This window comes from Microbacterium sp. HSID17254 (assembly GCF_003989315.1).
Lineage (GTDB): Bacteria > Actinomycetota > Actinomycetes > Actinomycetales > Microbacteriaceae > Microbacterium.
The window spans coordinates 174,253-198,471 of record NZ_RBLT01000001.1 but is presented as its reverse complement, the minus strand read 5'-3'; the positions used below and the strand labels follow the sequence as shown (position 1 = coordinate 198,471).

Here is a 24,219-nt window from a genome sequence, read left to right as displayed (position 1 = left end):
CTACGAGGGGCCACGGACATCGGCTCCGAGAACGCCGAACGCCCCGGTTCCTGCGGCCGCCACGTCAGCCCGTCTCGCAGCGCGGACCGCGAGCAGGACCCCACCCAGCAGCATCGCCGCGGCGACCGGTGCCAGGAGCGCGGTCGTCCCGGTGATCTCCCGCTCGGTGAGCAGCCAGACTCCGAACGCGACCGGCTGGGTGAGCAGCTGGACCGTGAGGAAGCGGCCGGCGGTCGGAAGCAGGACCGGGAGGGCCACACGCGAGGACGGCGGCACCACGAGACTCAGCGACGCGCACACGTGCAGAGCGTGCACGCACAGCAGCGCCAGCGCCGTCCGGCCGGGATCCGGCTCCGTGAGTATCACCCCGAACGGCAGGCACGCGAGCGCCACCCAGGCGGCGAGGCTGCGCGGGATCGCGGCGGCGACGAGCGCGGCGAGCACCGCGATGCCCTGCCACAGCGGGAACGGGATGAGCAGCAGGGCCCCGCAGGCCGCCACGGCGACCATCGCGAGCCGGATGACGATGCCCGGCACCGCGGCGCCGGTGCGGAACGAGCGGACGGAACGACTCATCGGCGCCCCGTCCCCCGGCGCGTGAGACGACGCGCCGCCAGCCGCATCGCCGCATCGGCTCCGCTCGACCACGGCACCACCTCGACGCCCGCGTGGTCCAGCTCCGTCAGGATGTCGGCGCGTTCGGCGAGCAGCGTGCGAAGCGCGATCCGCTGTTCCCTGGTGAGGCGGGTCGCCTCCGGCACAGGGAGCACGTCGACCGCCACGACGGCGTGGCCCGCGGCACGCCAGCTCGTCGCCAGCCGCGCGGCGACCCCGTCGACGAACGTCGAGAGCACGAAGACGATCGAGCCGGGCGGCACCACCGGCGAGCGACGATACGAGGGGTCGGCGCCGAGGCCGGTGGCCGCGATGGCGCGGCGGAGACGGGCGAGGTGCCGCACTCCTCCACCGGACGGCAGCGACACCCCGTCCGGGGAGAGCGCGTGATAGGCGACCCGGTCCCCGACGCCGATGGCGGCCGTGGCGATCGCCAGGGCAGCCTCACGCGCGTGATCGAGCGACGTGACCCCGGAGCGATCGGCGTCGCCGCTCCCCCACGCGGCGACGACGGTACCCAGGTCTTCGGCGGTGTCGATCGCGATGACCACCGAGGAATCGCTCAGCGCATCGTCCCTGCGCACCAGCAGGTCGCCGGGGCGACGGGCGGCTCGCGCGGTCGCCCGCCAGTCCACCCGCCGGAGCTCATCCCCCGGGACGAAGGGCTGGATGTCGCGGAAGTCCCCACCCTGACCGGGGCGCGAGCCCGGATGGGCACCGTGGAGTCCGGTGAGTCGCGGCGCCACCGGGAGGGCGCTGATCCGCACGCCGCGCGGGGGCGCGTTCCAGACGACCGCCATCCGGGGAAGGAGCCCAGTGACCCACGCACCGTCGAGGTCGGATCCCCGCGCGGTCACGCCGAGCGGCTCGCTCGGACCGGAGTGCTGCAGAGCACTGCGGGCCGTGACGCACGCGGCGCCGGGCCGTACGTCCGCGAGGCCGGTGCGCCGCCCGTCCTGATCCACCGCGACCTGTACGGCGTCGGCCGTCAGCAGCACGTCCACGGTAGTCCGCACCTCCGGGCGGTCACCGTCGCCGACGGCCTGGGCCCGCAGCGCGATGCGTGCGTGTCCGGGACGGGGGCGCGAGAGGAGCGCCCAGCCCGCGGTCAGCGCCAGCGGCAGCCCGAGGGCGACGACGTCCGGACGCGAGGAGGCGAGCCCGACCGCCGCGAGGATCGCGGCGCCGGCGATGCCGAGCGCGATGACCGGCGTGCGCCGCCACGTGAGTGCGGCGGTGGACTCGGTCGCCGTCTCGTCCGTCACGGCGTCGTCGCGACCGTCGGAGGCACCGGCGTCCGAGCCAGCGCCGCGTCCACCACCGTCCGCGGATCGACGCCCTGCGCCCAGGCCTGCGGCGTCAGCGTCAGGCGGTGAGCGAGGACCGGCACCGCGATGCGCTTGATGTCGTCCGGCCGCACATACGCCCGGCCGTCCAGCGCGGCGAGCGCGCGGCCGAGGAGGACGAGCGCCTGCGAGCCGCGCGGGGACGCGCCCACGGCTACCGTCGCCGCCTCGCGGGTGGCGCGGGCGAGTTCGACGGCGTACCGCACGACGTCGGGATCGACGTGGATGCGCTCGACCGCGGCCTGGAGGCGCTGGAGGCCCTCCGCGTCTAGAACGGGTGCGACCTCGACATCCGGGCTCTGCCGCTCGACGCGGTCGAGGATGATGCGCGCCTCCTCCTCAGCGCCGGGATAGCCCACGGCGAGCCGCACCATGAACCGGTCGAGCTGGGCTTCGGGCAGCGCGTACGTCCCCTCGTACTCGATCGGGTTCGAGGTCGCGATCACGTGGAAGGGCCGTGGGAGGGCGAATCGATTGCCCTCCACCGTCACCTGGCGCTCGGCCATGGCCTCGAGCATCGCCGACTGCGTCTTCGGCGTCGTCCGGTTGATCTCGTCCGCGAGCAGCAGGCCCGTGAAGAGGGGGCCGGGGCGGAAGGCGAACTCTCCGGTCGAGGGCGAGTACACATACGAGCCGGTGACGTCGCCGGGAAGCATGTCAGGAGTGCACTGCAGCCGACGGAAGTCCAGGCCGAGGGCCCCCGCCAGACTCCGCGCGGCGAGCGTCTTGCCGAGGCCGGGGACGTCCTCGAAGAGCACATGTCCCCCGGCAAGGATCGTGGCGAGCGCCAGAGTCAGAGGCTCGTCCATCCCGACCACCGCTGTCCGGACGCCGGCGAGCACGCGGCGTCCGACGTCGGCGATCTGCGCGGTCTCATCGTTGGTCATGAAGTCTCCTCCGTGTCGGTCGGGATGCGGTCGAGGGCGTCGAGGACGCGCTCGATGTCGGCACGCTGCACGTCACGCGCGTGCAGGGACGCTCGAACGCCGTCCCCCAGAATCGCGTCGATGCGTGGGTGGTCGTCAGGATCGTCGAGGTCGAGGCCGCGATGGGCGAGGCGGCGCCTGACGACCCCCTGCACGCGCCGCACGACGACGTGCCCGGCGACGCCCGTGCGGGTGTTGATCGCCCAGGCCATCCGCGACACGTCCGAGCCGCGCGATTCCGCCCGCGGCGCCTCCGGCGGCCACACGATCGCCTCGTCGACGAAGACCTGCCGGGTGGCCGCGACCACCGCGAGCAGGAGGAGGGTCCAGGCCACGGCGAAGGCGGCAGGCACTCCGAGCACGAGGAGCACGGTGAAGAGAGCGGCCCCGATGAGGGCGCTGATCACCGTCACGACGATGCCCTTCACCGCCACCCCTCCTTGATGCCCCGGAGGGCGACCACGGCGCTCTGTCGGTCCTGCTCGTCTGCGACCAGCCCACCGAAGCGGACCCGCTCGTACAGCCCCTGGAGCCGGAGCACGTCGGCCGCGATGCTCCGGCGGGCACCGACCACCCGGGCCGTGAACTCCGCCGGCGTCTCGGCGGCTCCGCGACCGTGGCCGGCGTCGGCGGCGGATTCCTCCAGTCCGACCCACGCGGCGACGATCGCATCACCGGGATCGGGCCTCGCTGTCACGGTGCGCAACGCGGCGGAGACCCCGCGGCGGATGGCCTCCTCGTTCGGAGGTACCGCGGGAGTGCTGCCACCGTCCTCCCCGGCGGCAGCGGCGACCTCACGACGATCGAGCGGACGTGCCTGCCACAGCCGTCGGAGGAAGCGGAGGAGCTGACGCAGGACCACGAGGACGAGCGCGAGGACGGCCAGCGTCAGCAGCGCCCCGAAGACCACCCCGAGAATCTGTGCGAGAGCGGAATCACCCCAGGACTCCGGGTGCGGTGGTGTCCCGGTGGTCGACGGGACCGGGAGGACGAGGTCCTCCGGGGGCGGCGGCGTGCTCTCCGGTCGGGACGACGAGAACTGCGGGGTGCCCTGTCCCGCGGCAGCGAGCATGAGGACCCCGAACAGTCCGGCGATCGCGGCGAGGCCGAGCAGCGGCGCGGTCGCCCCTGACCGGCGCACGGCCTCCGGTGCACGGACCGGAGGCTCTGGGCGCGACATGCCTCCACCCTAGGGGCGCGGCCCGAGACGGCCCCGTTCCGCACCGGGGTGCCGCGGAACGGGTCAGCTCTGATCGGGGCGCCGCCCCGCGAAGGCCCCGAGCCCGTCACGGAGAGCGGCGATCTCGCCGATGCCCATCCCCACGGCGGCCATCACCTGCCGCGGCACATCCACGGCCCTCGCACGCAGAGCCGCTCCGGCATCGGTGAGCGTGATCTCCAGTCGGCGCTCGTCTTCACTGCTGCGCTGGCGCGTCACCAGGCCGTCGGCCTCGAGCCTCTTGACGAGGGGCGACGCGGTCGCGGGCTCCAGCGCGAGGTCGGCGGCGAGGTCGTTCAGGGTCCGCGGCGACCGCTCCCACAGGGCGAGCATCACCAGGTACTGCGGGTGCGTCAACCCGAGCGGCTCGAGGATCGGCCGGTAGATCGCCACGACGTTCCGCGCCGCCGTGACCACGGCGAAGCAGAGCTGATTCTCGAGCCGGAGCAGATCGTCGGTGTCAGTCACGGTCCCGACTATACATCTGCACGAATCATTAGTACACTAATGAACATGTCACGCGACTCCAGCCGCCCCCCTCTTCGCACCCGCATCCGCGAGGCGGGGGGCCTTTACGCCTGGGTGAACACCAACCTCGTGCGTCTCGCCGGTCCGGCCTCGGTCGGGCCGTACGAGAAGACGCCGCCGCCCAGCGCCGCGGAGCGCGCCGAACGGGCCTGTCCGCTGTGCGGCGCGCCGATGACCGAGCACGAGATCGATCGCTCGGGCCCGAAGACCCTGGTGCACTGCCCGTAAGCTCTCTCGGCGTCAGTCATCGTCATCGGCGAGCGTGGCGCCGACCGATTCTCGGGCCATGTCGATCCACGTCATGAGCGCGGCGTCGTCGGCGATCGCCGAGGCTGCGACATCGATCCAGCCGGACCCCATGGTGCGGGCTCCCATCACGGCACGCGCGGCCCCGGGCAGCGTCACGGCGACAGCCCCGTTCTCCTCATCCACGCGGACGAGAAGCGTCCCGTCCTTCCGGGCACCCACGAGGATGCGCCCCTCGTCGAGGAATGCCCTGGTCCCGAACATCCGGCGCTCCTCGATGGAAGGGTCGGCCCCGAGCAGTGCGCGGACGCGGTCTGCGAGTTCCTCTCCTGCGGCATCCATCTCGGCTCCGTCTACGCGTGCCCGGCCCGCTCCATCGACCGGAGCTCCTTCTTCAGATCCTGCACTTCGTCGCGCAGGCGCCCGGCGAGCTCGAACTTCAGCTCCGCGGCTGCCGCGAGCATCTGATCGGTGAGGTCCTGGATCGTGGCCTCCAGCTGCTGAGCGCCCTCGGCCGCGATCCCGGTGCGCCGCAGGTTCGGTGTCGGCGACTTGCCCTTGCCCGACGCGCGGCCCCGGCCGGACATCAGCTCCGCCGTATCCTGACCCTCGCGCGCCAGCACCTCTGTGATGTCGGCGATGCGCTTGCGCAGCGGCTGCGGATCGATGCCGTGCTCCTTGTTGTACGCGATCTGCTTCTCACGCCGACGGTCGGTCTCCTCGATGGCCTTGGCCATGGAGTCCGTCATGTTGTCCGCGTACATGTGGACTTCACCCGAGACGTTGCGCGCCGCGCGGCCGATCGTCTGGATGAGTGAGGTCCCGGAGCGGAGGAAGCCCTCCTTGTCCGCGTCGAGGATCGCGACGAGCGACACCTCCGGGAGGTCGAGTCCCTCGCGCAGCAGGTTGATACCGACCAGGACGTCGTACACACCGGCGCGCAGTTCGCTGAGGAGCTCGACGCGGCGCAGGGTGTCGACGTCGGAGTGCAGGTAGCGCACCCGGACGCCGTGCTCGCCGAGGAAGTCCGTCAGCTCCTCCGCCATCTTCTTCGTGAGCGTCGTGACGAGCACGCGCTCGTCCCGCTCCACGCGAAGCCGGATCTCTTCGAGGAGATCGTCGATCTGCCCCTTCGAGGGCTTGACGATGATCTCCGGGTCGACGAGGCCGGTCGGGCGGATGATCTGCTCCACCACGCCGTCGGCGATGCCCATCTCGTACTTGCCGGGGGTGGCGGACAGGTAGACGGTCTGCCCCACGCGGTTCTTGAACTCGTCCCAGCGCAGCGGTCGGTTGTCCATCGCGCTCGGCAGCCGGAATCCGTGGTCGACGAGGGTGCGCTTGCGGGACGCGTCGCCTTCGTACATCGCGCCGATCTGCGGCACCGTGACGTGGGACTCGTCGATGACGAGCAGGAAGTCGTCCGGGAAGAAGTCGAGGAGCGTGTGCGGGGGCTCGCCGGGCATGCGTCCGTCCATGTGACGCGAGTAGTTCTCGATGCCGGAGCAGAATCCGAGCTGCTGGAGCATCTCCAGGTCGAAGGTCGTGCGCATCCGGAGGCGCTGCGCCTCGAGGAGCTTGCCCTGACGCTCGAACTCCTTCAGCCGCTCCTCCAGCTCGTGCTCGATGGTGCCGATGGAGCGCTGGATGACGTCGGTGCCCGCGACGTAGTGCGAGGCGGGGAAGATCGGCACGGCGTCCAGCTTCTCGATGACCTCGCCCGTGAGCGGGTGCAGCGAGTAGAGCGCCTCGATCTCGTCGCCGAACAGCTCGATGCGGATGGCGTGCTCCTCGTACACCGGGATGATCTCGATCGTGTCGCCGCGCACGCGGAAGTTTCCCCGCGAGAAGTCGACGTCGTTGCGGTTGTACTGCATCGCGATGAACTGACGGATCAGGGCGTCGCGGTCGTACCGCTCCCCCACCTGCAGCGCGACCATGGCGCGCAGGTACTCCTCCGGAGCACCCAGGCCGTAGATGCAGGAGACGGTCGACACCACGACCACGTCACGCCGGCTCAGCAGGGAGTTCGTCGTCGAGTGGCGGAGCCGCTCGACCTCCGCGTTGATCGAGGAGTCCTTCTCGATGAAGGTGTCCGTCTGCGGGACGTAGGCCTCGGGCTGGTAGTAGTCGTAGTACGAGACGAAGTACTCGACGGCGTTGTTCGGCATGAGCTCGCGGAACTCGTTGGCGAGCTGTGCCGCGAGGGTCTTGTTGTGCGCGAGCACGAGCGTGGGACGCTGCACCTGCTCGACGAGCCAGGCCGTGGTCGCCGACTTGCCCGTTCCGGTGGCGCCGAGCAGCACGATGTCGGTCTCGCCCGCGTTGATACGGGAGGCCAGCTCGGCGATGGCCTGCGGCTGGTCACCGGCAGGGGCGTACTCGCTGATGACCTCGAAGGGGCGGACACTGCGGGTGGGCTGCATACATCAAGCGTATGCCGCCCCTCCGACATCGGGGCCGCGTCCGGCGGCGACACCGCTTCAGCTCGCGCGGAGCCGGTTCCAGAGCGCGTCCGTCTGGGCCAGCGTGTCCGCGATCGATCCTGCGGTGTCGATCACGACGTCGGCGATCGCGAGCCGCCGGTCGTCCGGAACCTGGGCGGCGATCCGTCCGCGGGCCTCGTCGGGCGTCATCCCGCGCAGGTGCACGAGCCTCTCGAGGCGAACCTCCTCCGGGGCATGGGCGACGACGATCGCATCCCAGGGGTCGTCGACACGAGCCTCCACGAGAAGCGGCACGTCGTACACGACGACGGCATCCGGATCAGCCTGGAAGGCGGCGTCGAAACGACGCTGGGACTCGGCCCGTACGGCCGGGTGCACGATGGCGTTCAGCTGTGCGAGACGGCCCGGATCGGCGAACACGGTCGCACCGAGAGCGGCTCGGTCGAGCGACCCGTCTTCGGCGATGACCTCGTCACCGAACGTCCGCGCGATCGCGCCGAGCACCTCGGATCCGGGCGCCTGCACCTCGCGCACGATCCGATCCGCGTCGACGACCACCGCGCCGAGTTCGGCGAGCCGGTTCGCGATGGTGGACTTTCCCGACGCAATGCCTCCGGTGAGAGCGATGAGCGGCATCCGACCATCCTGCCACGCCTGTCCGAGGGCGGCGCACGACGCTGCCGCGGAACAATCGGGAAAGCTTCGGTCCCTCTTGAGGAAGACTTGACGGTCCCCTGAGGTGCGCTGCGTAACGTCGAAGCCATGACGAACACGGATGCCCCCGCACGCCCTGACCGCACCGAGCGACGCTCCCGGCGGCGCCCGATCATGGCGTTCGCGCTGGCCGTGCTCGCGACCGGAGGGATCGGTGCCGCGCTCACGAGCGCCGCGTGGACCGACAACACCTTCTTCAGCGCCCCGGCCGCAGGAGCCACCTTCAACCTCCAGGGTTCCACCGACGGGACCACCTGGAAGGAGTCGGCCGCGAAGAACAGCATCGAGCTCGTCGTGCCCGCGGAGAAGCTGGCCAACCTGCTCCCGGGCGAGACCCGCACGATCAAGCTCTGGGTGAAGAACGCCAGCTCCGTCAACGCCGCACTCACCTCGACCGTCGAGTACGCCCCCGGCAACACGGCGACGGACTTCACGGTCAAGCCGACGGCGACGATCACCGGGCTCGCGGCGTCGCTGACCTCCTCCGGCTCCACGGCGACCGATGAGTTCGACCTCGTCGTCACCACCCCGGCCGACTGGCCGACGAGCAACCAGGGCAAGACCGGCACGATCCTCGTCACGGTCTCCGCCACCGCCACCAACTGACCCCTCGCCCCGCAGCAGAGAACGAAGAGACGAACCGTGGTGCAGATCCTCCGCCGGCTCGCCCTGCCCGTGCTCTGGGCGCTGGCTGCCACGGGCGTGGGCTGCGGCGTCGTCTGGGGCGCCACGGCGATCGGGCTCATCCAGCCGCTCGTCGTGATCTCGGGCTCGATGGAGCCCGGGATCATGACGGGCGATCTCCTCATCGCCACGAAGGTCCCCGCCGACTCTCTGGAGGTGGGCGACGTCGTCAGCCTTCGGAGCGCGCTGACCGACTCCCTGGTGACCCATCGCATCACCGCCATCGAAGCCGCCGACGGCGCGCGCACGATCACCATGAAGGGCGACAACAACGAGTTCTCCGACGCTCTCGACTATCCGGTCACCGGCGATGTCTGGAAGCCGGCGGTGCAGCTTCCCGGTTGGGGGACCGCCATCATGCGGATGACCACGCCCGCCGTCGCCGTCCCGCTGCTCCTCGGACTCCTGGGGCTGCTCGGCCTGAGCATGATGAGCCCTGGGGAGCGACCGGCGCGGAAGCCGCTGACCACGTGATGCCGGCACGACGGGTGTCCCCGATGGCCGGCTTCGCGGTCGCGATGGCGTTCGTCTTCCTGGCCGTCGCCCAGGGAAGCGTCTCGACCACTACCGCGGCGTGGACGGATCGGACCGTGGTCACGGCGACGGTGACGTCCGCCTCGGCATGGTTGTCGCCGTTCGCGGGGAACACGTGCAAGGCCTACAGCAGCCAGTCGGCAGCTCCCACCAGCTGCGCGATCACGGCGATCCGCTACGAGGAGATCAGCGACACCTCCGGCCACTTCTACATCAGCACGAACGCCCCGGGCGGGTCGCACCACGTCGACGTCGACGTGGATCTGAAGAAGGCGACGGGCCTTCCCCGGACGTGGACCTCGTGGACCGCTGCGGGGGTGCTCCCGGGCAGCCACGTCACGCCGGACCCCGCGTGGACGTGCTCCTCGTTGCCCCGGCTCACCGGCCGCAGCCTCGACTGGCACCTCACCGACCTTCAGGTTGCCGTGACGCTGCAGCGCACCACGGCGAACACGATCTGCACCTGAGCCTCCTGGGCACGGCGCGGCTCCCCTCAGCGCGCGAGCAGCTGCCGTCGGGAGCTGATCACCCCGGTGTCGAAGCCGGCGAGATGCAGGCCGCCGTGGAAGCGGGCGTGCTCGATCTTGATGCAGCGGTCCATGACCACCGAGAGCCCCGCCGCCTCCGCGATCGCGGCGGCTTCCTCGTTCCAGGAGCCGAGCTGGAGCCACAGGGTCTTCGCGCCGCTGTCGATCGCCTCCTGCGCGACCCCCGGGAGGTCGTCGTGACGACGGAACACGTCCACGATGTCGGGCTGCACGGGCAGGGCACTCAACGACGGGTAGACCGGCTGGCCGAGGATCTCGGTCTCCCTCGGGTTCACGAGATAGACGTCGTAGGCCGTGCTGGACAGCAGGTAGGTCGCGACGAAGTACGAGGCCCGTGACGGATTCCCGGAGGCACCGACGATGGCGATCGATCGCGCCCGCCGCAGCAGTCCGAACCGCTGCGGCTGCGAGGGCCCGGTCCAGGTGCGGCCCGGCTCCACGGCAGCGGGAAGCGCGCAGCTGGCGGCATCCGTGGTCGGCGGGATGGCGCAGGCGTCGCCGGCGGAGGTCGTGCTCATCGGTGGGCTCCCGTCGCGAGGGTGAGGGCCTGGTCGAGGTCCCAGATGATGTCCTCTGCGTCCTCCAGGCCGACGGAGATGCGGATCAGGTCGGGACGCACGCCCGCGGCGACGAGCTGCTCCTCGGTGAGCTGGCGGTGCGTGGTGGAGGCCGGGTGGATCACCAGGGTGCGGGCGTCGCCGATGTTGGCGAGGTGGGACGCGAGCTGCAGGTTCTCGATGAACGCCTCCCCCGCGGCGCGGCCGTCCTCGGCGGCGACCCCGAACGCGAACACGGATCCCGGTCCCAGCGGCAGGTACCGCGCGGCACGCTCGTGATGCGGATGACCTTCCAGCCCCGCCCAGGTGACGTAGGACACGCGGGGGTCGGCGGCCAGCCACTCGGCGACGACCCGGGCGTTGGCGATGTGGGCGTCGATGCGCTGCGGCAGCGTCTCGACGCCCTGCAGGAGCGCGAAGGCCGACTGCGGGCTCAGCGCCGGCCCGATGTCGCGCAGCTGCTCGGAGCGCAGCTTGGTGAGGAATCCGTACTCGCCGAAGTTCCCCCACCAGGAGATCCCGCCGTAGGAGGCCACCGGTTCGGTCATCTGCGGGAACTTGCCGTTCCCCCAGTCGAAGGTGCCCTTCTCGATGACCACGCCGCCGAGGGTCGTGCCGTGGCCGCCGAGGAACTTCGTGACCGAGTGGATGACGATGTCCGCCCCGTGTTCCAGCGGGCGCGCGAGGTACGGGGTGGCCAGCGTGGCGTCGACGACGAGCGGCACCCCCGCCTCATGCGCGACGGCGGCGAGACCCGCGATGTCGGCGATCTCGCCCGACGGGTTCCCGATCATCTCGACGTAGACGACCTTGGTCTCCGGACGGATGGCCGCGGCGAAGTCGGCCGGGTCGGAGGAGCTGACGAACGTCGTCTCCACGCCGAACCGTCGCAGGGTGACGTCGAGCTGCGTCACCGTGCCGCCGTAGAGCTGCGCGGCGGCGACGACATGATCGCCCGCGCCCACGAGGGCGGCGAACGTGATGAACTCGGCGCTCATCCCGGAGGCGGTCGCCACGGCCCCGATACCGCCTTCCAGCGAGGCCAGCCGCTCCTCCAGGGCGGCGACGGTGGGGTTGCCGATGCGCGAGTAGATGTTGCCGTACTTCTGCAGCGCGAAGAGGTTCCCGGCGTCGGCCGCATCGTCGAAGACGAACGACGTCGTCTGGTAGATCGGCACCGCCCGCGCTCCGGTGGCGGCGTCCGGTGTGCCGCCGGCGTGCAGAGCGCGGGTGCGGAACCCGAAGCGGTGGTCCTCGGTCATGATGTCCTCGATTCTGCGGCGAGAGCGCCGGCGATGTCATCGACGGCCCAGGGGTTCTGCAATGACGTCGTGTCGCCGAGGGCCTGCGGAGTGCGTCCCGCGCGCCGATCCTGTTCGGCATCCCAGAGCTGCGCGAGCAGGCGGCGCATGATCTTCCCCGAGCGTGTCTTGGGCAGGTCCGGCACGACGACGACGTGCTTCGGCTTCGCGACCGGACCGATCGCGCGGGCGACCTCAGCGCGCAGCGCGTGCGCGTCGATCTCCGCCCGGCCGGACGGGGTGACGAACGCCACGACCGCCTGCCCGGTGACAGGATCCGCCACGCCGGCGGACCCGGCTTCGCCGACCGTCTCGTGCGCCACGAGCGCCGACTCGATCTCGATCGTCGAGAGGCGATGACCGGACACGTTCACGACGTCGTCGAGCCGGCCCAGGATCCAGATGAACCCGTCGGCGTCCCGGGCCGCCCCGTCTCCGGCGACGTAGTAGCCGCCGTGCGCGCCCACGCCGGCGTACGCGGACCAGTACGCGTCGCGGTAGCGCTCCGGGTTCCCCCAGACGGTCCGCGCGATCCCCGGCCACGGGCGCCGGACGACCAGCGTCCCGGATCGGCCCGGCGCCACCTCGTCCCCGTTCTCGTCGACCACCGCGACGTCGATGCCCGGAAGCGGGACCGACGCAGAGCCGGGCTTCAGCGGCGTGATGCCGGGCAGGGGGGCGATCATCGCGGCGCCGGTCTCCGACTGCCACCACGTGTCGATGACGGGGAGCTCCTCCCGCCCGAAGTTCCGGCGGAACCACACCCAGGCCTCCGGATTGATCGCCTCGCCCACCGTGCCGAGCAGTCGCAGGGTCGACAGGTCGTGACCGCTCGGCAGCTCGTCGCCGAACCAGGTCATGAACGTCCGGATGAGCGTCGGGGCCGTGTAGTAGACCGTGACGCCGTAGCGCTCGATGATCTCCAGGTGCCGCTCGCGGCGCGGAGTGTCCGGCGTGCCCTCGTAGATGACCTGGGTGAGCCCGTTCGACAGCGGCCCGTAGATCTCGTAGGTGTGGGCCGTGACCCAGGCGAGGTCGGCCGTGCACCAATGGACGTCGTCGGGTTTGGCGTCGAAGTGCGCCCAGTGCGCCCAGCTCGCGTGGGTCAGGTAGCCACCGGAGGTGTGCACGAGGCCCTTGGGCTTCCCGGTCGTGCCGGAGGTGTAGATGATGAAGAGCGGGTGCTCGGCGTCGAAGGCCTCCGCCCGATGCGCGGTGGGAGCCGTGTCGACGACATCGTGCCACCACACGTCCCGGCCTTCGGTCCACGGGACGCTCTGTCCGGTGCGACGGAGCACGAGGACGTGTTCGAGGTCCGGCAGTCCCGCAGCGGCGGCATCGGCGGCGGACTTGACCTCGGTCGCCGTCCCCCGCCGGAACTGGCCGTCGCTGGTGACGAGCAGCTTCGCCCCGGTGTCCTCGAGCCGGAACCGCACGGCCTCCGCGGAGAACCCTCCGAACACGAGCGAGTGGACGGCTCCGATCCGCGCGCACGCGAGCGTGATGACCACGGTCTCCACGAGCACAGGGAGGTAGATCACCACGCGGTCCCCCGGTCGGATCCCGAGGTCTTCCAGCGCGTGCGCCGCCTGAGCCACACGACGCTGCAGGTCGGCGTAGGTCACCGAGATCCGGTCGCCGGGCTCCCCTTCGAAATGCAGCGCGACCTTGTCTCCGCGTCCGGCGTCGACATGACGGTCCACGCAGTTCACCGCGACGTTCAGCCGTCCGCCGAGGAACCACCGCGCCGCGGGGACGGCACCGTCGACGGGCGGCTCCCACTCGTGCACGGCCGTCCACGGCTCGGCCCAGTCCAGTCGGCGCGCCGCGTCCTCCCAGAAGGCCAGAGGATCAGCGGCCGCGCGCTCGTAGGCGTCCGCGGTCACGTTGGCGTCGAGGAACGCGGGCGACGGAGGATAGACCCGTTCCTCCTGCAGCCGAGCCTCGGTCGTCGTCACGTCCATCGCCGCAGCAGGTACTTCTCCAGCAGCGCGAGCACGCCGTTGGTGATCGTGCCGAGCAGCGCGAGCAGCACGATCGAGAGCAGGATGCGGTCGACGCGCCCCGTGCTCTGGGAGTCGGTCAAGAGGAAACCGAGCCCCATGGACGAGGCGATCAGCTCGGCGGCGACCAGGAACAGCCACGCCTGGGCGAGCGCGAGGCGCAGGCCCGCGACGACGGACGGCACGACGGCCGGGAGCTGCACGGTGCGGAACAGCGACCATCCGTGCAGGCTGAAGGAGCGTCCCGCCTCGACGAGCTGCGGGTCCACGTGCCGGAGCGCGGAGGCGACGGTCGTGTAGACCGGGAAGAACGCACCGATCGCGATGAGGGTCACCTTGGACTCCTCGCCGATCTGCATCCACAGGATCAGCAGCGGCACCCAGGCGAGCGACGGCACCGCGCGAACCGCGGCGAGGGTCGGGCTGAGCAGCACGTCACCCCAGCGTGAGAGCCCGACGATGCCGGCTGCGGCGAGGCCGACGACCGAGCCGATCGCGAACCCGAGCAGCACCCGCTGGACGGAGATGGCGATGTGGGTCCAGAGCTGTCCGGACTCGGCGAGTTCCACCCCGGCCTGGAAGACCGACGCCGGCGCCGGGAGGCGGTACGGCTCGATGAGACCGGCCGTCGTGACCACCTGCCAGGCGATGAGGATCGCGGCCGGGAGCAGGAGACCCGCGACGATCCGCACGACGGGCGGCAGACCACGCCGTGATCCTCCTGTCCCCCGCCGGGGAGCACCCTTCGCGAACTCGAGCGCGTCCCGCGATTCCGCCGGGACGACCACCCGATCCTCAAGACCGGTCACTCGTCTGCGCCCGCCTTCGTCGCGAAGGTGTCGTTGATGATGCTGGACAGCGCCTTGTCGACGGATTCCTGCCCACCCTGGACGTCGCCGGACTCGACGAGCACCGGAGCGATCTTCTCGAGCACCGCGAGCTGGTCGTCACCGGGGACGCCGTCCACGTCGAGGTTCGACCGCTCCTGGATGACCGTGGTCGCGACCTCGAGGTCGATACCGGCGACCTCTGCCAACAGGGCGGCGGTCTCCTCCGGGTTCTCCAGCGCCCACGCACGCGCCTCCTCGTAGGCGTCGACGACGGCCTGAGCGAGGTCGGGGTGGTTGTCGATGAAGTCCTCGGTCGCGTTGAGGAAGCCGTACGTGTTGAAGTCGACGTTGCGATAGATGAGCTTGTCGCCCGACTCCTGCTCCGCGGCGGCCATGATGGGGTCGAGACCCGCCCATGCGTCGACGGAACCGCCGTCGAGCGCCGCGCGCCCGTCGGCGTGCTGGAGGTTCTGCACCTCGACGTCGGCCAGCGACAGCCCGCCCTCCTCCAGGGCCTGGAGAAGGAAGAAGTAGGGGTCCGTGCCCTTGGTGGCCGCGACGGAGGCGCCCTTGAGATCCTCCACCGAGGTGATGTCGCTGTCGGGCCCGACGACGATGGCCGACCACTCGGGCTGGGAGAAGATGTCGATCACCTGGATGGGCGAACCGTTCGCGCGGGCGAGCAGCGCGGCCGAGCCCGCCGTCGATCCCACGTCGACCGAACCCGAGCGGAGGAGCTCGTTGGCCTTGTTCGAGCCGGCGGACTGCACCCATTCGACGGTGACGTCGTCGCCGAGGATGTCCTCCAGGATGCCCTGGTCGCGGATCACGAGGCTGAGCGGATTGTAGGTCGCGAAGTCGATGGACAGCGTGTCCGCCGACCACTCGCCGTTCCCGGCCGGGGTGGACTCGGCCTCGGCGGACGCGTTCTCCCCGGCGACGCAGCCGGTGGCGACGAGCATCATCGTCCCGGCGACGGCGATCGCAGGGATGATGCGGCGGGTGATGGTGCTCATCGGGTCTCCTCGGGGGTGTGGTGGTGCGTGTCGACGCCGAGCCCTTCGAGGAGCTCGGCGCGCAGGTCGGCGAGGCCGCGGTCGGCGCGATCTCGGGGGCGGATGCCGGGGACGCGGATCGTCCGCGCGACGGACGACGCGGTGTCGTCCGCGTCGCCGACGGTGCGCAGCAGCAGCACGCGGTCGGCGAGATAGAGCGCCTCCTCCACGTCGTGGGTCACGAGCAGCACCGTGGTGGGCTCGGCCGCGTGGATCTTCAGGAGCAGGTCGTGCATGCGGAGGCGCGTGAGGGCGTCGAGCGCGCCGAACGGCTCGTCGAGCAGCAGGACTCCGGGGTTCCTGGCGAGAGCCCGGGCGAGGGAGGCCCGTTGCGCCATGCCTCCGGATACTTCACGGGGGCGCTGGTCGGCGGCGTGCTCGAGTCCCACGAGCTGCAGGAGTTCGCGGACCCGGGCGCGTCCGGCGCGGCGGGAGACGCCCCGGGGAAGACCGAGCTCGACGTTCTGCGCGAGCGTACGCCACGGGAGCAGCCGCGGCTCCTGGAACGCGATCGCCGTGCGCTCGTCGACGTCGGCGACACCGGAGCCGTCCAGACGGATCGTCCCGCGCGTAGGGGTGTCCAGTCCGCCGATGAGGCGCAGCAGCGTCGACTTCCCACACCCGGACGGACCGACGACGGCGACGATCTCCCCTGCGGCGATATCCAGGTCGATGCCGCGGAGCACCTCGCGTCGCCCCTGAGCGAGCGGGAACGACCGCGCGACGCCGTCCAGGCGCACGGGTTGTGCGGAGCCCGACGTCGTCGGGGCCTCAGCGGTGCGCGACACAGCGGGCAGGAGGGCGGTCATGTCCCCATGCTGTCGGAGGCTCCGGAATGTTACGAATGCGGTCGTAACGTTGCGTCACGCAGCTGCTCCGCCGGATTCCGGCCATGCCAAAAGGGCCGCCACACCCGCCGTGAGGCGGGGTGACGACCCTTTTCGGAGTGGTGCTTAGGAGTTGCCGCCCGAGAGCTTCTCGCGCAGAGCCGCGAGAGCCTCGTCGTCGGCGAGCGTGCCGGCGCCGGCCGACTCGCTCGAGAAGGACTGGCCGCCGAAGTCGTCGCCGGCCGCAGCCTCGGCCTCGGCCGCCTTCGCGACCTGAGCCTTGTGCGCCTCCCAGCGAGCCTGGGCCGCAGCGTACTCCTGCTCCCATGCCTCGCGCTGGGCGTCGAAGCCTTCCTTCCACTGACCGGTCTCGGCGTCGAAGCCCTCCGGGTACTTGTACTCGCCGTTCTCGTCGTACTCGGCGAGCATGCCGTACAGGGCCGGGTCGAACTCGGTGCCGTTGGGGTCGACCGACTCGTTGGCCTGCTTCAGCGACAGCGAGATGCGACGACGCTCGAGGTCGATGTCGATGACCTTGACGAAGACCTCTTCGCCCACCGACACGACCTGCTCGGCCAGCTCGACGTGCTTGCTGGAGAGCTCGGAGATGTGCACGAGGCCCTCGATGCCGTCGGCGACGCGGACGAACGCACCGAACGGAACGAGCTTGGTGACCTTACCCGGCGTGACCTGACCGATCGCGTGGGTGCGGGCGAAGACCTGCCACGGGTCCTCCTGCGTCGCCTTCAGCGACAGGGAGACGCGCTCGCGGTCGAGGTCGACCTCGAGGATCTCGACGGTGACCTCCTGGCCCACCTCGACGACCTCGGAGGCGTGCTCGATGTGCTTCCAGGACAGCTCGGAGACGTGCACGAGGCCGTCCACGCCACCCAGGTCCACGAACGCACCGAAGTTGACGATCGAGGAGACGACACCCTTGCGGACCTGACCCTTGTGCAGGTTGTTCAGGAACGTGGTGCGCGACTCCGACTGCGTCTGCTCGAGCAGCGCGCGGCGGCTCAGGACGACGTTGTTGCGGTTCTTGTCGAGCTCGAGGATCTTCGCCTCGATCTCCTGGCCGAGGTACGGCGTGAGGTCGCGGACGCGACGGAGCTCGATGAGCGAGGCCGGGAGGAAGCCACGGAGGCCGATGTCGACGATGAGTCCACCCTTGACGACCTCGATGACCGTACCGGTGACGACGCCGTCGTTCTCCTTGATCTTCTCGACGTCTCCCCAGGCGCGCTCGTACTGCGCGCGCTTCTTGGAGAGGATGAGGCGGCCTTCCTTGTCCTCCTTCTGGAGAACCAGGGCCTCGACCTCGTCGCCGACCTTGACGACCTCGTTGGGGTCGACGTCGTGCTTGATCGAGAGCTCGCGCGAGGGGATGACACCCTCGGTCTTGTAGCCGACATCGAGCAGGACCTCATCGCGGTCGATCTTGACGATCGTGCCCTCGATGATGTCGCCGTCGTTGAAGAACTTCAGGGTCTTCTCGACCGCGGCCAGGAAGTCCTCAGCAGATCCGATGTCGTTGATGGCGACCTGCTTGGTGGCCGGGGCGGTCGTTGCGGTAGTCATGTAGTGGGTTGTCCTTGTGAATGGATACTCGGGCTGCGGAGCATGGCCGCGCACGGCCGGGATGTGCTTCGCAGCAGGTGGATTGTGGTGTGTTCGTCACCTGGGCATGCGTGTACACGCCACGAGTGACAGTTCAGGCTATCAGAAGTTGCCGTCCGCGAAAGAGCGGATTCGTGCGAGCTTCTCTGTGGATAACGTCGGCGCCGCTCCGTCCATTCCGCGTACGGTGGCCCGGTGATGTCGCCCACCGCTCTCCGCATGCTCGCCGTGCTGGCCCTCGGCGTCTCGGCCCTGTCCGCCTGCGCCCCCACTCCGGAGCCCACGCCGACCCCCTCCCCCGCCTTCGCCTCCGAGGAAGAGGCCTTCGCCGCCGCCGAGGCCACCTTTGCCGAGTATGTCGACGCGCTCAACCACGTCGATTTCTCCAATCCCACAACCTTCGATGCGGTCTTTGACGTCCTATCGGGGCAGGCTTCCGAGTCCACCAAGCGTGCCTTCAGCGAACTTCACGCGGAGGGAGTTCGCTCCTCGGGATCAACCAAGTTCACATGGGTAAAGGAGCTGTCTGCGGACGCCGACACTGGTGAAGTTCGAGCTCGCGTTTGCATCGATGTGAGTGGAGTGGATGTTGTCGACGAGCAAGGGGCATCAATCGTTGCCCCGGACAGACCCGCTCATCAGCCCACAGTGGTCACTTTTTCCGCCGGTGCCGAGAAAGCCTCAACCATCTCCGACTTACAAAATTCCGAGGAGTTCGCGTGCCCATCCTGAGGGTGATCGTCACCGCGACACTCTTCATGACCGGCTTCGTCGTGCCATCCAGCAACGGATGCAACGCCGCTGTGTCGTTCATCACAGGGTGCTCCGCAGGAAGCAGCCTGACGCTTGCCGCGAGCGACATGCACTCGGCTTCAACTCGGCCGGGTGCCGAGGTGTCAAAAGATCCCTCCGCCCCAGAACCAAAACGCGAACCGTGCAAGACGGACACGGCGCTGAGCCGGTCGTGCGGCATGTACGGAGTGCGGGTGACGGAGGAGTCCGAGCACCCGCTCACGATCGAGGACCTCGCACGGTTCGCGCCGGACCCCGTGACGACGACCGCGGAGCCCGGGAACGCCGGCGTCGTGGGGATGGCGACGAACTTCGTGGCGACCGTCGCGGCGCACACGGCGAGCGGCACACTCCTCGACCGGCCGGTGACGGTGCGCTTCACACCCGCACGGGTCGTCTTCGACCACGGCGACGGGACGACGGCCACCGCGCCGGACGGCGGCCGCACGTGGGCGACGCTCGGCCAAGCGCCCTTCACCGCGACCCCCACGAGCCACGTCTACACCCGACGCGGCATCTACACGACGAGGACGACGGTCGCCTACACGGCGGAGGTCGACGTCGGCGGGGGCTGGTTCCCGGTGTCCGGCGAGCTTTCGGTCGATGGCGCATCAAGGCAGATCCGCATCTACGAGGCGACCACCGCGCTCGTGGCACGGACGTGTGAAGAACGACCCGCGGCTGCGGGCTGCTGAGCACCCCGTGGGGCACGCTCTACCCTGAATCCATGACCCGCGCCGAACGCCTCATGCTGCTCGACACCGCCAGCCTCTACTTCCGCGCGTTCTACGGCGTCCCCGACAAGGTGACAGCCCCCGACGGCTCCCCCATCAATGCGGCGCGCGGCCTGCTGGACATGATCGCGAAGCTCGTGACCACCTATCAGCCGACCCACGTCGTGGCGTGCTGGGACGACGACTGGCGCCCGCAGTGGCGAGTGGACCTCATCCCCAGCTACAAGACGCACCGCGTGGTGGAGGTCGTGGCGGGTGCGCCCGACGTCGAGGAAGTGCCCGACCCGCTGGAGGCGCAGATCCCGCTGATCCGCGAGACGCTCGCGGTCCTCGGCATCCCGATCGTCGGCGTCGCCGAGCACGAGGCGGATGACGTCATCGGCACCCTCGCGACGCACGCGACGATGCCCGTCGACATCGTCACCGGCGACCGCGACCTGTTCCAGCTCGTCGACGACGAGCGCGACGTGCGTGTGATCTACACGGCGCGCGGCATGAGCAACCTCGAGGTCGTGACGGACGCCACTGTGGTCACCAAGTACGGGGTGCTCCCCTCGCAGTACGCGGACTTCGCGACGATGCGCGGCGATGCGTCGGACGGACTCCCGGGCGTCGCCGGGATCGGCGAGAAGACCGCCGCCACCCTGCTGCAGAAGCACGGCGACCTCGTCGGCATCCGGGAAGCCGCGGAAGCGGGCGAGGGCATGAGCGCCGGCATCCGCGCGAAGATCCTCGACGCGCAGGCGTATCTCGATGTCGCCCCCACGGTCGTCGCCGTCGCCACGGAGCTCCCGATCACCGCTCCCGATGTCGCGCTGCGAGCCCTCACGCCGGACGAAGCGGCGGAAGCCACGGCCCTCGCCGAGCGCTGGAACCTCGGAAGCTCGATGACACGGGCCGTCACCGCGGTCACCGCGGCCGCGAGCCAGATCACCGAGGGCTGACGCGGCCGGACCTCACTCCGCCCAGGCGAGGAGGCGCGACAGACCCCACGTCGTGACGATGCGCGACGCCGGCACCCCGGCGCGCTCCGCACGTTCGGCGCCGTGGTCCAGCAGAGAGAGCTGTCCGGGAGCGTGCGCGTCGGAGTCGATCGAGAAGAGGCATCCGGCCTCGAGCGCGATCGCGATGAGCTCGTCCGGCGGGTCCTGACGCTCGGGCCGCGAGTTGATCTCGACCGCCACCCCGTTCTCCGCGCACGCCGCGAACACCGCGGCGGCATCGAAGGCCGAGGGCGGGCGCGTGCCCCGGTCGCCCTGGACGAGCCGGCCGGTGCAGTGTCCAAGGACGTTCACCCGAGGATGCGAGACAGCCGCGATCATCCGCGCGGTCATCGCCCGTCCGTCCATGCGGAGCTTGGAATGCACCGAGGCGACGACGATGTCCAGGTCCGCGAGGAGGGCGTCCTCCTGATCGAGCGCTCCGTCTTCCAGGATGTCCACCTCGATGCCGGCGAGCAGTGTGAAGCCGTCCCCCGACTGCGCCCGCACCTGCGGGATCTGCTCGCGGAGCCGCTCCGCCGACAGCCCTCGCGCCACACGGAGGCGTGGAGAGTGGTCGGTGATGGCCTGGTACTCGTGGCCCTGCGCGCGGGCGGCAGCGGCCATCACCTCGATGGACGTCGTCCCGTCCGACCACTCGGTGTGGGCGTGCAGGTCTCCGCGCAGCTTCCCGCGGAGCACCGACACCTTCTCCGGTTCGACGTCACCGCGGAGCTCCACGAGGTACTCCGGCACCTCTCCTGCCTGCGCCTGGCGGATGACGGCGAAGGTCGACTCCCCGATGCCCTTGGCTGCGCGGAGACGCGTCGGGTCGCCCTGCACGTCGGACGGAAGATCCTGGAATGTGGCCGCCGCCTGGCGGAACGCCTTGGCCCGGTAGCGTGACGCCCGCTCGCGCTCCAGCAGCGAAGCGATCTCGAGCAGCGCGTCGACCGGGTCCATGCTCACTCCTTCGGCGCGGCCAGCTCGCGACTGACGCCGATCCACTGATCCAGCTTGGCCAGCGCGCGCCCGTCGTCCACCGCGGCGGACGCACGGGCGAGCGCATCGCGGAGCCGCTCGAGGATCGGCCGCTGCACCTGGGTCGCGTCCTGCGACAGCTCGAAGGCGACGATGCCGGCGGCGGCGTTGAGGAGCACGATGTCCCGTACCGGCCCCTGCTCCCCCGCGAGCGTCCGGCGGAGGATCTCGGCGTTGTGGGCGGGAGAGCCGCCGATGAGGTCGGAGAGGTCGGCGAGCGGGATGCCGAGATCACGGGGATCGAGGTCGTGCTCGTGGATGTCTCCACGGGTGACCTCCCAGATGCGGCTGTGCCCGGTGGTCGTGAGCTCGTCGAGGCCGTCGTCGCCGCGGAAGACCAGCGCCGTCGCTCCCCGCGTCCGGAAGACGCCGGTGATCAGCGGGACGCGCTCCATCTGGGCGACACCGACCGCGTTCGCCTCGGCACGCGCGGGGTTGCAGAGCGGGCCGAGCATGTTGAACACGGTCGGAACGCCGAGCTGCGACCGCACGGCACCGGCGTGCTTGAACCCGGGGTGGAACGCCCCCGCCCAGGCGAAGGTGATGCCCGTCCGGTCGAGGATCGAGGCGACCGCCGCGGGGTCGAGGGAGAGCTCGAGGCCGAGTGCACCGAGGACGTCGGAGGAGCCCGAGGCCGAGCTCGCGGCGCGATTGCCGTGCTTGACCACGGGGATTCCCGTGGCACCGATGATGACGGCGGCCGTCGTCGACACGTTCACCGTCCCGACGCGGTCGCCGCCCGTGCCCACGATGTCCAGCACGTTCGGGGAGACCGGCAGAGGCACGGCCGCCTCGAGGATCGCGTCGCGGAAGCCGACGATCTCATCGATCGTCTCCCCCTTCGCCCGCAGAGCGACGAGGAATCCGGCGAGCTGCGCCTCGGAGACGTCGCCGTTCATGATCTGGCGCATGGCCCACGTCGACTCCCACACGCTGAGGTCGCGACGCTCCAGGAGAGAGGTGAGCACATCGGACCAGGTCAGGGAATCAGCCATGTGTGCGATCCTATCGGCGCGGAGAAAACGTGCAGATCGATCCGGGCGAGCGCGCAGCCCGCGGAAGAGCGACGTTTCCCGCGTATTCACCGGGTATTCGCAGTGTTTTCTTAGGGTCCCCTAAGTCCTCGACGGGCGAATCGAGGGGCGCGGGTGCAAGAATCACGCCCGCGGATCGGCCATAATGGAGGGGTGACGACCTCAGCGACGTATGCCCCGGCGGCGAGAACCATCAAGCGGCCCAACCCGGTAGCTGTCGGCACCATTGTGTGGCTCGGCAGCGAGGTGATGTTCTTCGCGGGACTCTTCGCGATCTACTTCACCCTCCGCAGCACTTCCCCCGAGCTGTGGGCCGACCGTACCGAGCTCCTGAACGTGCCGTTCGCGGCAGTGAACACGGCGATCCTCGTGCTCTCCTCGTTCACCTGCCAGATGGGCGTGTTCGCGGCCGAAGACCTGCAGCCGTACAAGATCGGCAAGGGCCAGAAGAACGGCGCCGGCCGCCGTCGCCTGTTCGGCTGGGGCATGGTCGAGTGGTTCTTCCTCACCTTCGCCCTCGGCGCGATCTTCGTGTCCGGCCAGGTGTGGGAGTACGCCCAGCTCGTCGCAGAGGGCATGCCTATCCAGGCGGACTCGTACGCCTCGGCGTTCTACCTCACCACCGGCTTCCACGCCCTCCACGTCACCGGCGGACTCGTCGCGTTCCTCCTGGTGATCGGCCGCGCGTACGCCGTCAAGAACTTCCGGCACAAGGAGGCGACCTCCTCGATCGTGGTGTCCTACTACTGGCACTTCGTCGACGTCGTCTGGATCGTGCTGTTCTTCGTTATCTACTTCCTGAAATAAGAGCGGAGCTGATCCCCGAGATGGCACGAGAGAAGAAGCGCCGTTCGAGCGGTCGTCGCAGCCCACTGGCGGCGGCCGCGCTCATCGGAGCAGGCCTCATGATCACCGGCGCGGTGTACGCGGGTGCGACCGCGGCATTCGCCGCCAACGACGCCCCCACGGCATCGACGCAGCTGACGGTCGAGGACGGCGAGAAACTGTTCACGGCGAACTGCGCCACCTGCCACGGCCTCGACCTGGAGGGCACCCCCAACGGCCCGAGCCTCTACGGCGTCGGCGAGCTGGCGGTGGAGTTCCAGGTGTCGACCGGCCGCATGCCGCTGCAGATGCAGGGACCGCAGGCTCCGCAGAAGGAGCCGCAGTTCACCGAGGAGCAGATCCTCGCGATGGCGGCCTACGTGCAGTCCGAGGCCCCCGGCCCGACGTACCCCGCTGACGAGATCATCGACGGCGAAGGCGACGTGGCGCACGGCGCCGAGCTCTTCCGCGTCAACTGCGCGATGTGCCACAACGTGGCCGCCGCCGGTGGCGCTCTCACCGAGGGCAAGTACGCTCCGGCCATCACGGAGACCAGCGCGCTGCACATCTACGCGGCCATGGTCACCGGCCCGCAGAACATGCCGGTCTTCGGCGACATGAACCTGTCCGACGAGGACAAGCGCGACATCATCTCGGCTCTGCTCTTCCAGCAGCAGTCCGTCCAGATCGGCGGCTTCTCCCTCGGCTCGCTCGGACCGGTCTCCGAAGGCCTGTTCGTGTGGATCTTCGGTATCGGCGCTCTGGTCGCCATCACCGTGTGGATCACGGCGAAGTCCAACTGACGCTTATTCA

Annotated in this window: 27 protein-coding genes; 9 read left to right on the top strand and 18 right to left on the bottom strand. The window is 70.0% G+C overall.

The features are described 5' to 3' along the window. The 6 genes from D8M34_RS00955 to D8M34_RS00930 form a co-directional block, all read right to left on the bottom strand. Positions 1-576, bottom strand: coding sequence for a hypothetical protein (locus tag D8M34_RS00955; RefSeq protein ID WP_025105032.1), 576 nt, complete (start codon positions 574-576; stop codon positions 1-3). Further along, on the bottom strand, positions 573-1,880 hold the full coding sequence (locus D8M34_RS00950) for a DUF58 domain-containing protein (RefSeq protein ID WP_062766802.1): 1,308 nt from the start codon (positions 1,878-1,880) through the stop codon (positions 573-575). The genes D8M34_RS00955 and D8M34_RS00950 overlap by 4 nt, the downstream gene beginning before the upstream one ends. Then, positions 1,877-2,848 (bottom strand): AAA family ATPase, encoded by a 972-nt coding sequence (locus D8M34_RS00945; protein ID WP_062766806.1) that lies wholly within the window; start codon positions 2,846-2,848, stop codon positions 1,877-1,879. The genes D8M34_RS00950 and D8M34_RS00945 overlap by 4 nt, the downstream gene beginning before the upstream one ends. Further along, a complete protein-coding gene (locus tag D8M34_RS00940; protein ID WP_231729463.1) occupies positions 2,845-3,315 on the bottom strand; it encodes a hypothetical protein in 471 nt (156 codons plus the stop codon). Before D8M34_RS00940 ends, D8M34_RS00945 begins: the two co-directional genes overlap by 4 nt. Beyond that, positions 3,312-4,067: a DUF4129 domain-containing protein gene (locus D8M34_RS00935; protein WP_062766812.1), complete on the bottom strand. Its 756-nt coding sequence runs from the start codon at positions 4,065-4,067 to the stop codon at positions 3,312-3,314. The genes D8M34_RS00940 and D8M34_RS00935 overlap by 4 nt, the downstream gene beginning before the upstream one ends. A gap of 63 nt (positions 4,068-4,130) precedes the next feature. Further along, positions 4,131-4,574 (bottom strand): MarR family winged helix-turn-helix transcriptional regulator, encoded by a 444-nt coding sequence (locus tag D8M34_RS00930; protein ID WP_025105037.1) that lies wholly within the window; start codon positions 4,572-4,574, stop codon positions 4,131-4,133. A gap of 39 nt (positions 4,575-4,613) precedes the next feature. Between D8M34_RS00930 and D8M34_RS00925 the strand changes: the two genes are divergently transcribed. Beyond that, entirely contained in the window at positions 4,614-4,862 is a 249-nt protein-coding gene (locus D8M34_RS00925; RefSeq protein WP_025105038.1) for a hypothetical protein, read from the top strand. 12 nt (positions 4,863-4,874) lie between these two features. Here the strand turns inward: D8M34_RS00925 and D8M34_RS00920 are convergent, their stop codons facing one another. Genes D8M34_RS00920 through coaE form a run of 3 tightly spaced genes read right to left on the bottom strand, consistent with a single transcriptional unit; the run spans position 4,875 to position 7,963 of the window. Next, the gene (locus tag D8M34_RS00920) at positions 4,875-5,222 is read right to left on the bottom strand and encodes a TfoX/Sxy family protein (RefSeq protein ID WP_062766815.1); all 348 of its coding nucleotides are present in this window, start codon (positions 5,220-5,222) and stop codon (positions 4,875-4,877) included. Between the two features lie 11 nt (positions 5,223-5,233). Then, the gene (uvrB, locus tag D8M34_RS00915) at positions 5,234-7,306 is read right to left on the bottom strand and encodes an excinuclease ABC subunit UvrB (protein WP_025105040.1); all 2,073 of its coding nucleotides are present in this window, start codon (positions 7,304-7,306) and stop codon (positions 5,234-5,236) included. Positions 7,307-7,363: 57 nt separating this feature from the next. Next, positions 7,364-7,963 carry a dephospho-CoA kinase gene (coaE, locus tag D8M34_RS00910; protein WP_062766818.1) on the bottom strand — a complete coding sequence of 200 codons (600 nt, stop codon included), beginning with the start codon at positions 7,961-7,963 and terminating at the stop codon, positions 7,364-7,366. Between the two features lie 126 nt (positions 7,964-8,089). Here coaE and D8M34_RS00905 point away from each other — a divergent pair, with 126 nt between their 5' ends. Genes D8M34_RS00905 through D8M34_RS00895 form a run of 3 tightly spaced genes read left to right on the top strand, consistent with a single transcriptional unit; the run spans position 8,090 to position 9,726 of the window. Continuing rightward, entirely contained in the window at positions 8,090-8,647 is a 558-nt protein-coding gene (locus D8M34_RS00905; protein ID WP_062634042.1) for a hypothetical protein, read from the top strand. A 36-nt stretch (positions 8,648-8,683) separates the two neighbouring features. Beyond that, positions 8,684-9,199, top strand: a complete 516-nt coding sequence (locus D8M34_RS00900) for a signal peptidase I (RefSeq protein ID WP_231729464.1) — start codon at positions 8,684-8,686, stop codon at positions 9,197-9,199. A 23-nt stretch (positions 9,200-9,222) separates the two neighbouring features. Then, positions 9,223-9,726 carry a hypothetical protein gene (locus D8M34_RS00895; RefSeq protein WP_062766821.1) on the top strand — a complete coding sequence of 168 codons (504 nt, stop codon included), beginning with the start codon at positions 9,223-9,225 and terminating at the stop codon, positions 9,724-9,726. Positions 9,727-9,752: 26 nt separating this feature from the next. Here the strand turns inward: D8M34_RS00895 and D8M34_RS00890 are convergent, their stop codons facing one another. From D8M34_RS00890 to rpsA, 7 genes are all read right to left on the bottom strand, one after another. After that, complete coding sequence (locus D8M34_RS00890; RefSeq protein WP_082758503.1) at positions 9,753-10,325, bottom strand: CoA-binding protein; 573 nt, start codon at positions 10,323-10,325, stop codon at positions 9,753-9,755. Next, positions 10,322-11,626, bottom strand: coding sequence for an O-acetylhomoserine aminocarboxypropyltransferase/cysteine synthase family protein (locus D8M34_RS00885; protein WP_062766824.1), 1,305 nt, complete (start codon positions 11,624-11,626; stop codon positions 10,322-10,324). Before D8M34_RS00885 ends, D8M34_RS00890 begins: the two co-directional genes overlap by 4 nt. After that, positions 11,623-13,629, bottom strand: coding sequence for an acetate--CoA ligase (acs, locus tag D8M34_RS00880; protein WP_062766827.1), 2,007 nt, complete (start codon positions 13,627-13,629; stop codon positions 11,623-11,625). The genes D8M34_RS00885 and acs overlap by 4 nt, the downstream gene beginning before the upstream one ends. Beyond that, positions 13,620-14,477, bottom strand: coding sequence for an ABC transporter permease (locus D8M34_RS00875; protein ID WP_062766830.1), 858 nt, complete (start codon positions 14,475-14,477; stop codon positions 13,620-13,622). Before D8M34_RS00875 ends, acs begins: the two co-directional genes overlap by 10 nt. Next, the gene (locus D8M34_RS00870) at positions 14,474-15,514 is read right to left on the bottom strand and encodes an aliphatic sulfonate ABC transporter substrate-binding protein (RefSeq protein WP_126892926.1); all 1,041 of its coding nucleotides are present in this window, start codon (positions 15,512-15,514) and stop codon (positions 14,474-14,476) included. The genes D8M34_RS00875 and D8M34_RS00870 overlap by 4 nt, the downstream gene beginning before the upstream one ends. Further along, positions 15,511-16,362: an ABC transporter ATP-binding protein gene (locus tag D8M34_RS00865; RefSeq protein ID WP_062766836.1), complete on the bottom strand. Its 852-nt coding sequence runs from the start codon at positions 16,360-16,362 to the stop codon at positions 15,511-15,513. Before D8M34_RS00865 ends, D8M34_RS00870 begins: the two co-directional genes overlap by 4 nt. 144 nt (positions 16,363-16,506) lie before the next feature. Continuing rightward, positions 16,507-17,961: a 30S ribosomal protein S1 gene (gene rpsA / locus D8M34_RS00860; RefSeq protein WP_025105051.1), complete on the bottom strand. Its 1,455-nt coding sequence runs from the start codon at positions 17,959-17,961 to the stop codon at positions 16,507-16,509. A gap of 234 nt (positions 17,962-18,195) precedes the next feature. Here rpsA and D8M34_RS00855 point away from each other — a divergent pair, with 234 nt between their 5' ends. From D8M34_RS00855 to D8M34_RS00845, 3 genes are all read left to right on the top strand, one after another. Then, positions 18,196-18,732, top strand: coding sequence for a hypothetical protein (locus D8M34_RS00855; RefSeq protein WP_126892925.1), 537 nt, complete (start codon positions 18,196-18,198; stop codon positions 18,730-18,732). A 254-nt stretch (positions 18,733-18,986) separates the two neighbouring features. Further along, positions 18,987-19,487: a hypothetical protein gene (locus tag D8M34_RS00850; RefSeq protein ID WP_126892924.1), complete on the top strand. Its 501-nt coding sequence runs from the start codon at positions 18,987-18,989 to the stop codon at positions 19,485-19,487. A 32-nt stretch (positions 19,488-19,519) separates the two neighbouring features. Further along, on the top strand, positions 19,520-20,470 hold the full coding sequence (locus D8M34_RS00845; RefSeq protein ID WP_062766845.1) for a 5'-3' exonuclease: 951 nt from the start codon (positions 19,520-19,522) through the stop codon (positions 20,468-20,470). A 12-nt stretch (positions 20,471-20,482) separates the two neighbouring features. Here D8M34_RS00845 and D8M34_RS00840 read toward each other — a convergent pair whose 3' ends face one another. Both D8M34_RS00840 and trpD read right to left on the bottom strand, forming a co-directional pair. After that, on the bottom strand, positions 20,483-21,469 hold the full coding sequence (locus tag D8M34_RS00840) for a PHP domain-containing protein (protein WP_025105055.1): 987 nt from the start codon (positions 21,467-21,469) through the stop codon (positions 20,483-20,485). A gap of 2 nt (positions 21,470-21,471) precedes the next feature. Beyond that, positions 21,472-22,542 carry an anthranilate phosphoribosyltransferase gene (trpD, locus tag D8M34_RS00835; protein ID WP_062766848.1) on the bottom strand — a complete coding sequence of 357 codons (1,071 nt, stop codon included), beginning with the start codon at positions 22,540-22,542 and terminating at the stop codon, positions 21,472-21,474. 192 nt (positions 22,543-22,734) lie between these two features. Between trpD and ctaE the strand changes: the two genes are divergently transcribed. Both ctaE and qcrC read left to right on the top strand, forming a co-directional pair. Continuing rightward, positions 22,735-23,388 carry an aa3-type cytochrome oxidase subunit III gene (gene ctaE, locus D8M34_RS00830; protein WP_025105057.1) on the top strand — a complete coding sequence of 218 codons (654 nt, stop codon included), beginning with the start codon at positions 22,735-22,737 and terminating at the stop codon, positions 23,386-23,388. A 20-nt stretch (positions 23,389-23,408) separates the two neighbouring features. Further along, positions 23,409-24,209 carry a cytochrome bc1 complex diheme cytochrome c subunit gene (gene qcrC / locus D8M34_RS00825; protein ID WP_025105058.1) on the top strand — a complete coding sequence of 267 codons (801 nt, stop codon included), beginning with the start codon at positions 23,409-23,411 and terminating at the stop codon, positions 24,207-24,209. The last annotated feature ends 10 nt before the right edge of the window (positions 24,210-24,219 follow it).

Bases quoted from the DNA above. Each gene is read 5' to 3' on its own strand.
- D8M34_RS00955 (WP_025105032.1), bottom strand. From the start codon at position 576: ATGAGTCGTTCCGTCCGCTCGTTCCGCACCGGCGCCGCGGTGCCGGGC.
- D8M34_RS00945 (WP_062766806.1), bottom strand. From the start codon at position 2,848: ATGACCAACGATGAGACCGCGCAGATCGCCGACGTCGGACGCCGCGTG.
- D8M34_RS00935 (WP_062766812.1), bottom strand. From the start codon at position 4,067: ATGTCGCGCCCAGAGCCTCCGGTCCGTGCACCGGAGGCCGTGCGCCGG.
- D8M34_RS00925 (WP_025105038.1), top strand. From the start codon at position 4,614: ATGAACATGTCACGCGACTCCAGCCGCCCCCCTCTTCGCACCCGCATC.
- D8M34_RS00920 (WP_062766815.1), bottom strand. From the start codon at position 5,222: ATGGATGCCGCAGGAGAGGAACTCGCAGACCGCGTCCGCGCACTGCTC.
- uvrB (WP_025105040.1), bottom strand. From the start codon at position 7,306: ATGCAGCCCACCCGCAGTGTCCGCCCCTTCGAGGTCATCAGCGAGTAC.
- coaE (WP_062766818.1), bottom strand. From the start codon at position 7,963: ATGCCGCTCATCGCTCTCACCGGAGGCATTGCGTCGGGAAAGTCCACC.
- D8M34_RS00905 (WP_062634042.1), top strand. From the start codon at position 8,090: ATGACGAACACGGATGCCCCCGCACGCCCTGACCGCACCGAGCGACGC.
- D8M34_RS00895 (WP_062766821.1), top strand. From the start codon at position 9,223: ATGGCCGGCTTCGCGGTCGCGATGGCGTTCGTCTTCCTGGCCGTCGCC.
- D8M34_RS00890 (WP_082758503.1), bottom strand. From the start codon at position 10,325: ATGAGCACGACCTCCGCCGGCGACGCCTGCGCCATCCCGCCGACCACG.
- D8M34_RS00885 (WP_062766824.1), bottom strand. From the start codon at position 11,626: ATGACCGAGGACCACCGCTTCGGGTTCCGCACCCGCGCTCTGCACGCC.
- acs (WP_062766827.1), bottom strand. From the start codon at position 13,629: ATGGACGTGACGACGACCGAGGCTCGGCTGCAGGAGGAACGGGTCTAT.
- D8M34_RS00870 (WP_126892926.1), bottom strand. From the start codon at position 15,514: ATGAGCACCATCACCCGCCGCATCATCCCTGCGATCGCCGTCGCCGGG.
- D8M34_RS00865 (WP_062766836.1), bottom strand. From the start codon at position 16,362: ATGACCGCCCTCCTGCCCGCTGTGTCGCGCACCGCTGAGGCCCCGACG.
- rpsA (WP_025105051.1), bottom strand. From the start codon at position 17,961: ATGACTACCGCAACGACCGCCCCGGCCACCAAGCAGGTCGCCATCAAC.
- D8M34_RS00845 (WP_062766845.1), top strand. From the start codon at position 19,520: ATGACCCGCGCCGAACGCCTCATGCTGCTCGACACCGCCAGCCTCTAC.
- D8M34_RS00840 (WP_025105055.1), bottom strand. From the start codon at position 21,469: ATGGACCCGGTCGACGCGCTGCTCGAGATCGCTTCGCTGCTGGAGCGC.
- trpD (WP_062766848.1), bottom strand. From the start codon at position 22,542: ATGGCTGATTCCCTGACCTGGTCCGATGTGCTCACCTCTCTCCTGGAG.
- qcrC (WP_025105058.1), top strand. From the start codon at position 23,409: ATGGCACGAGAGAAGAAGCGCCGTTCGAGCGGTCGTCGCAGCCCACTG.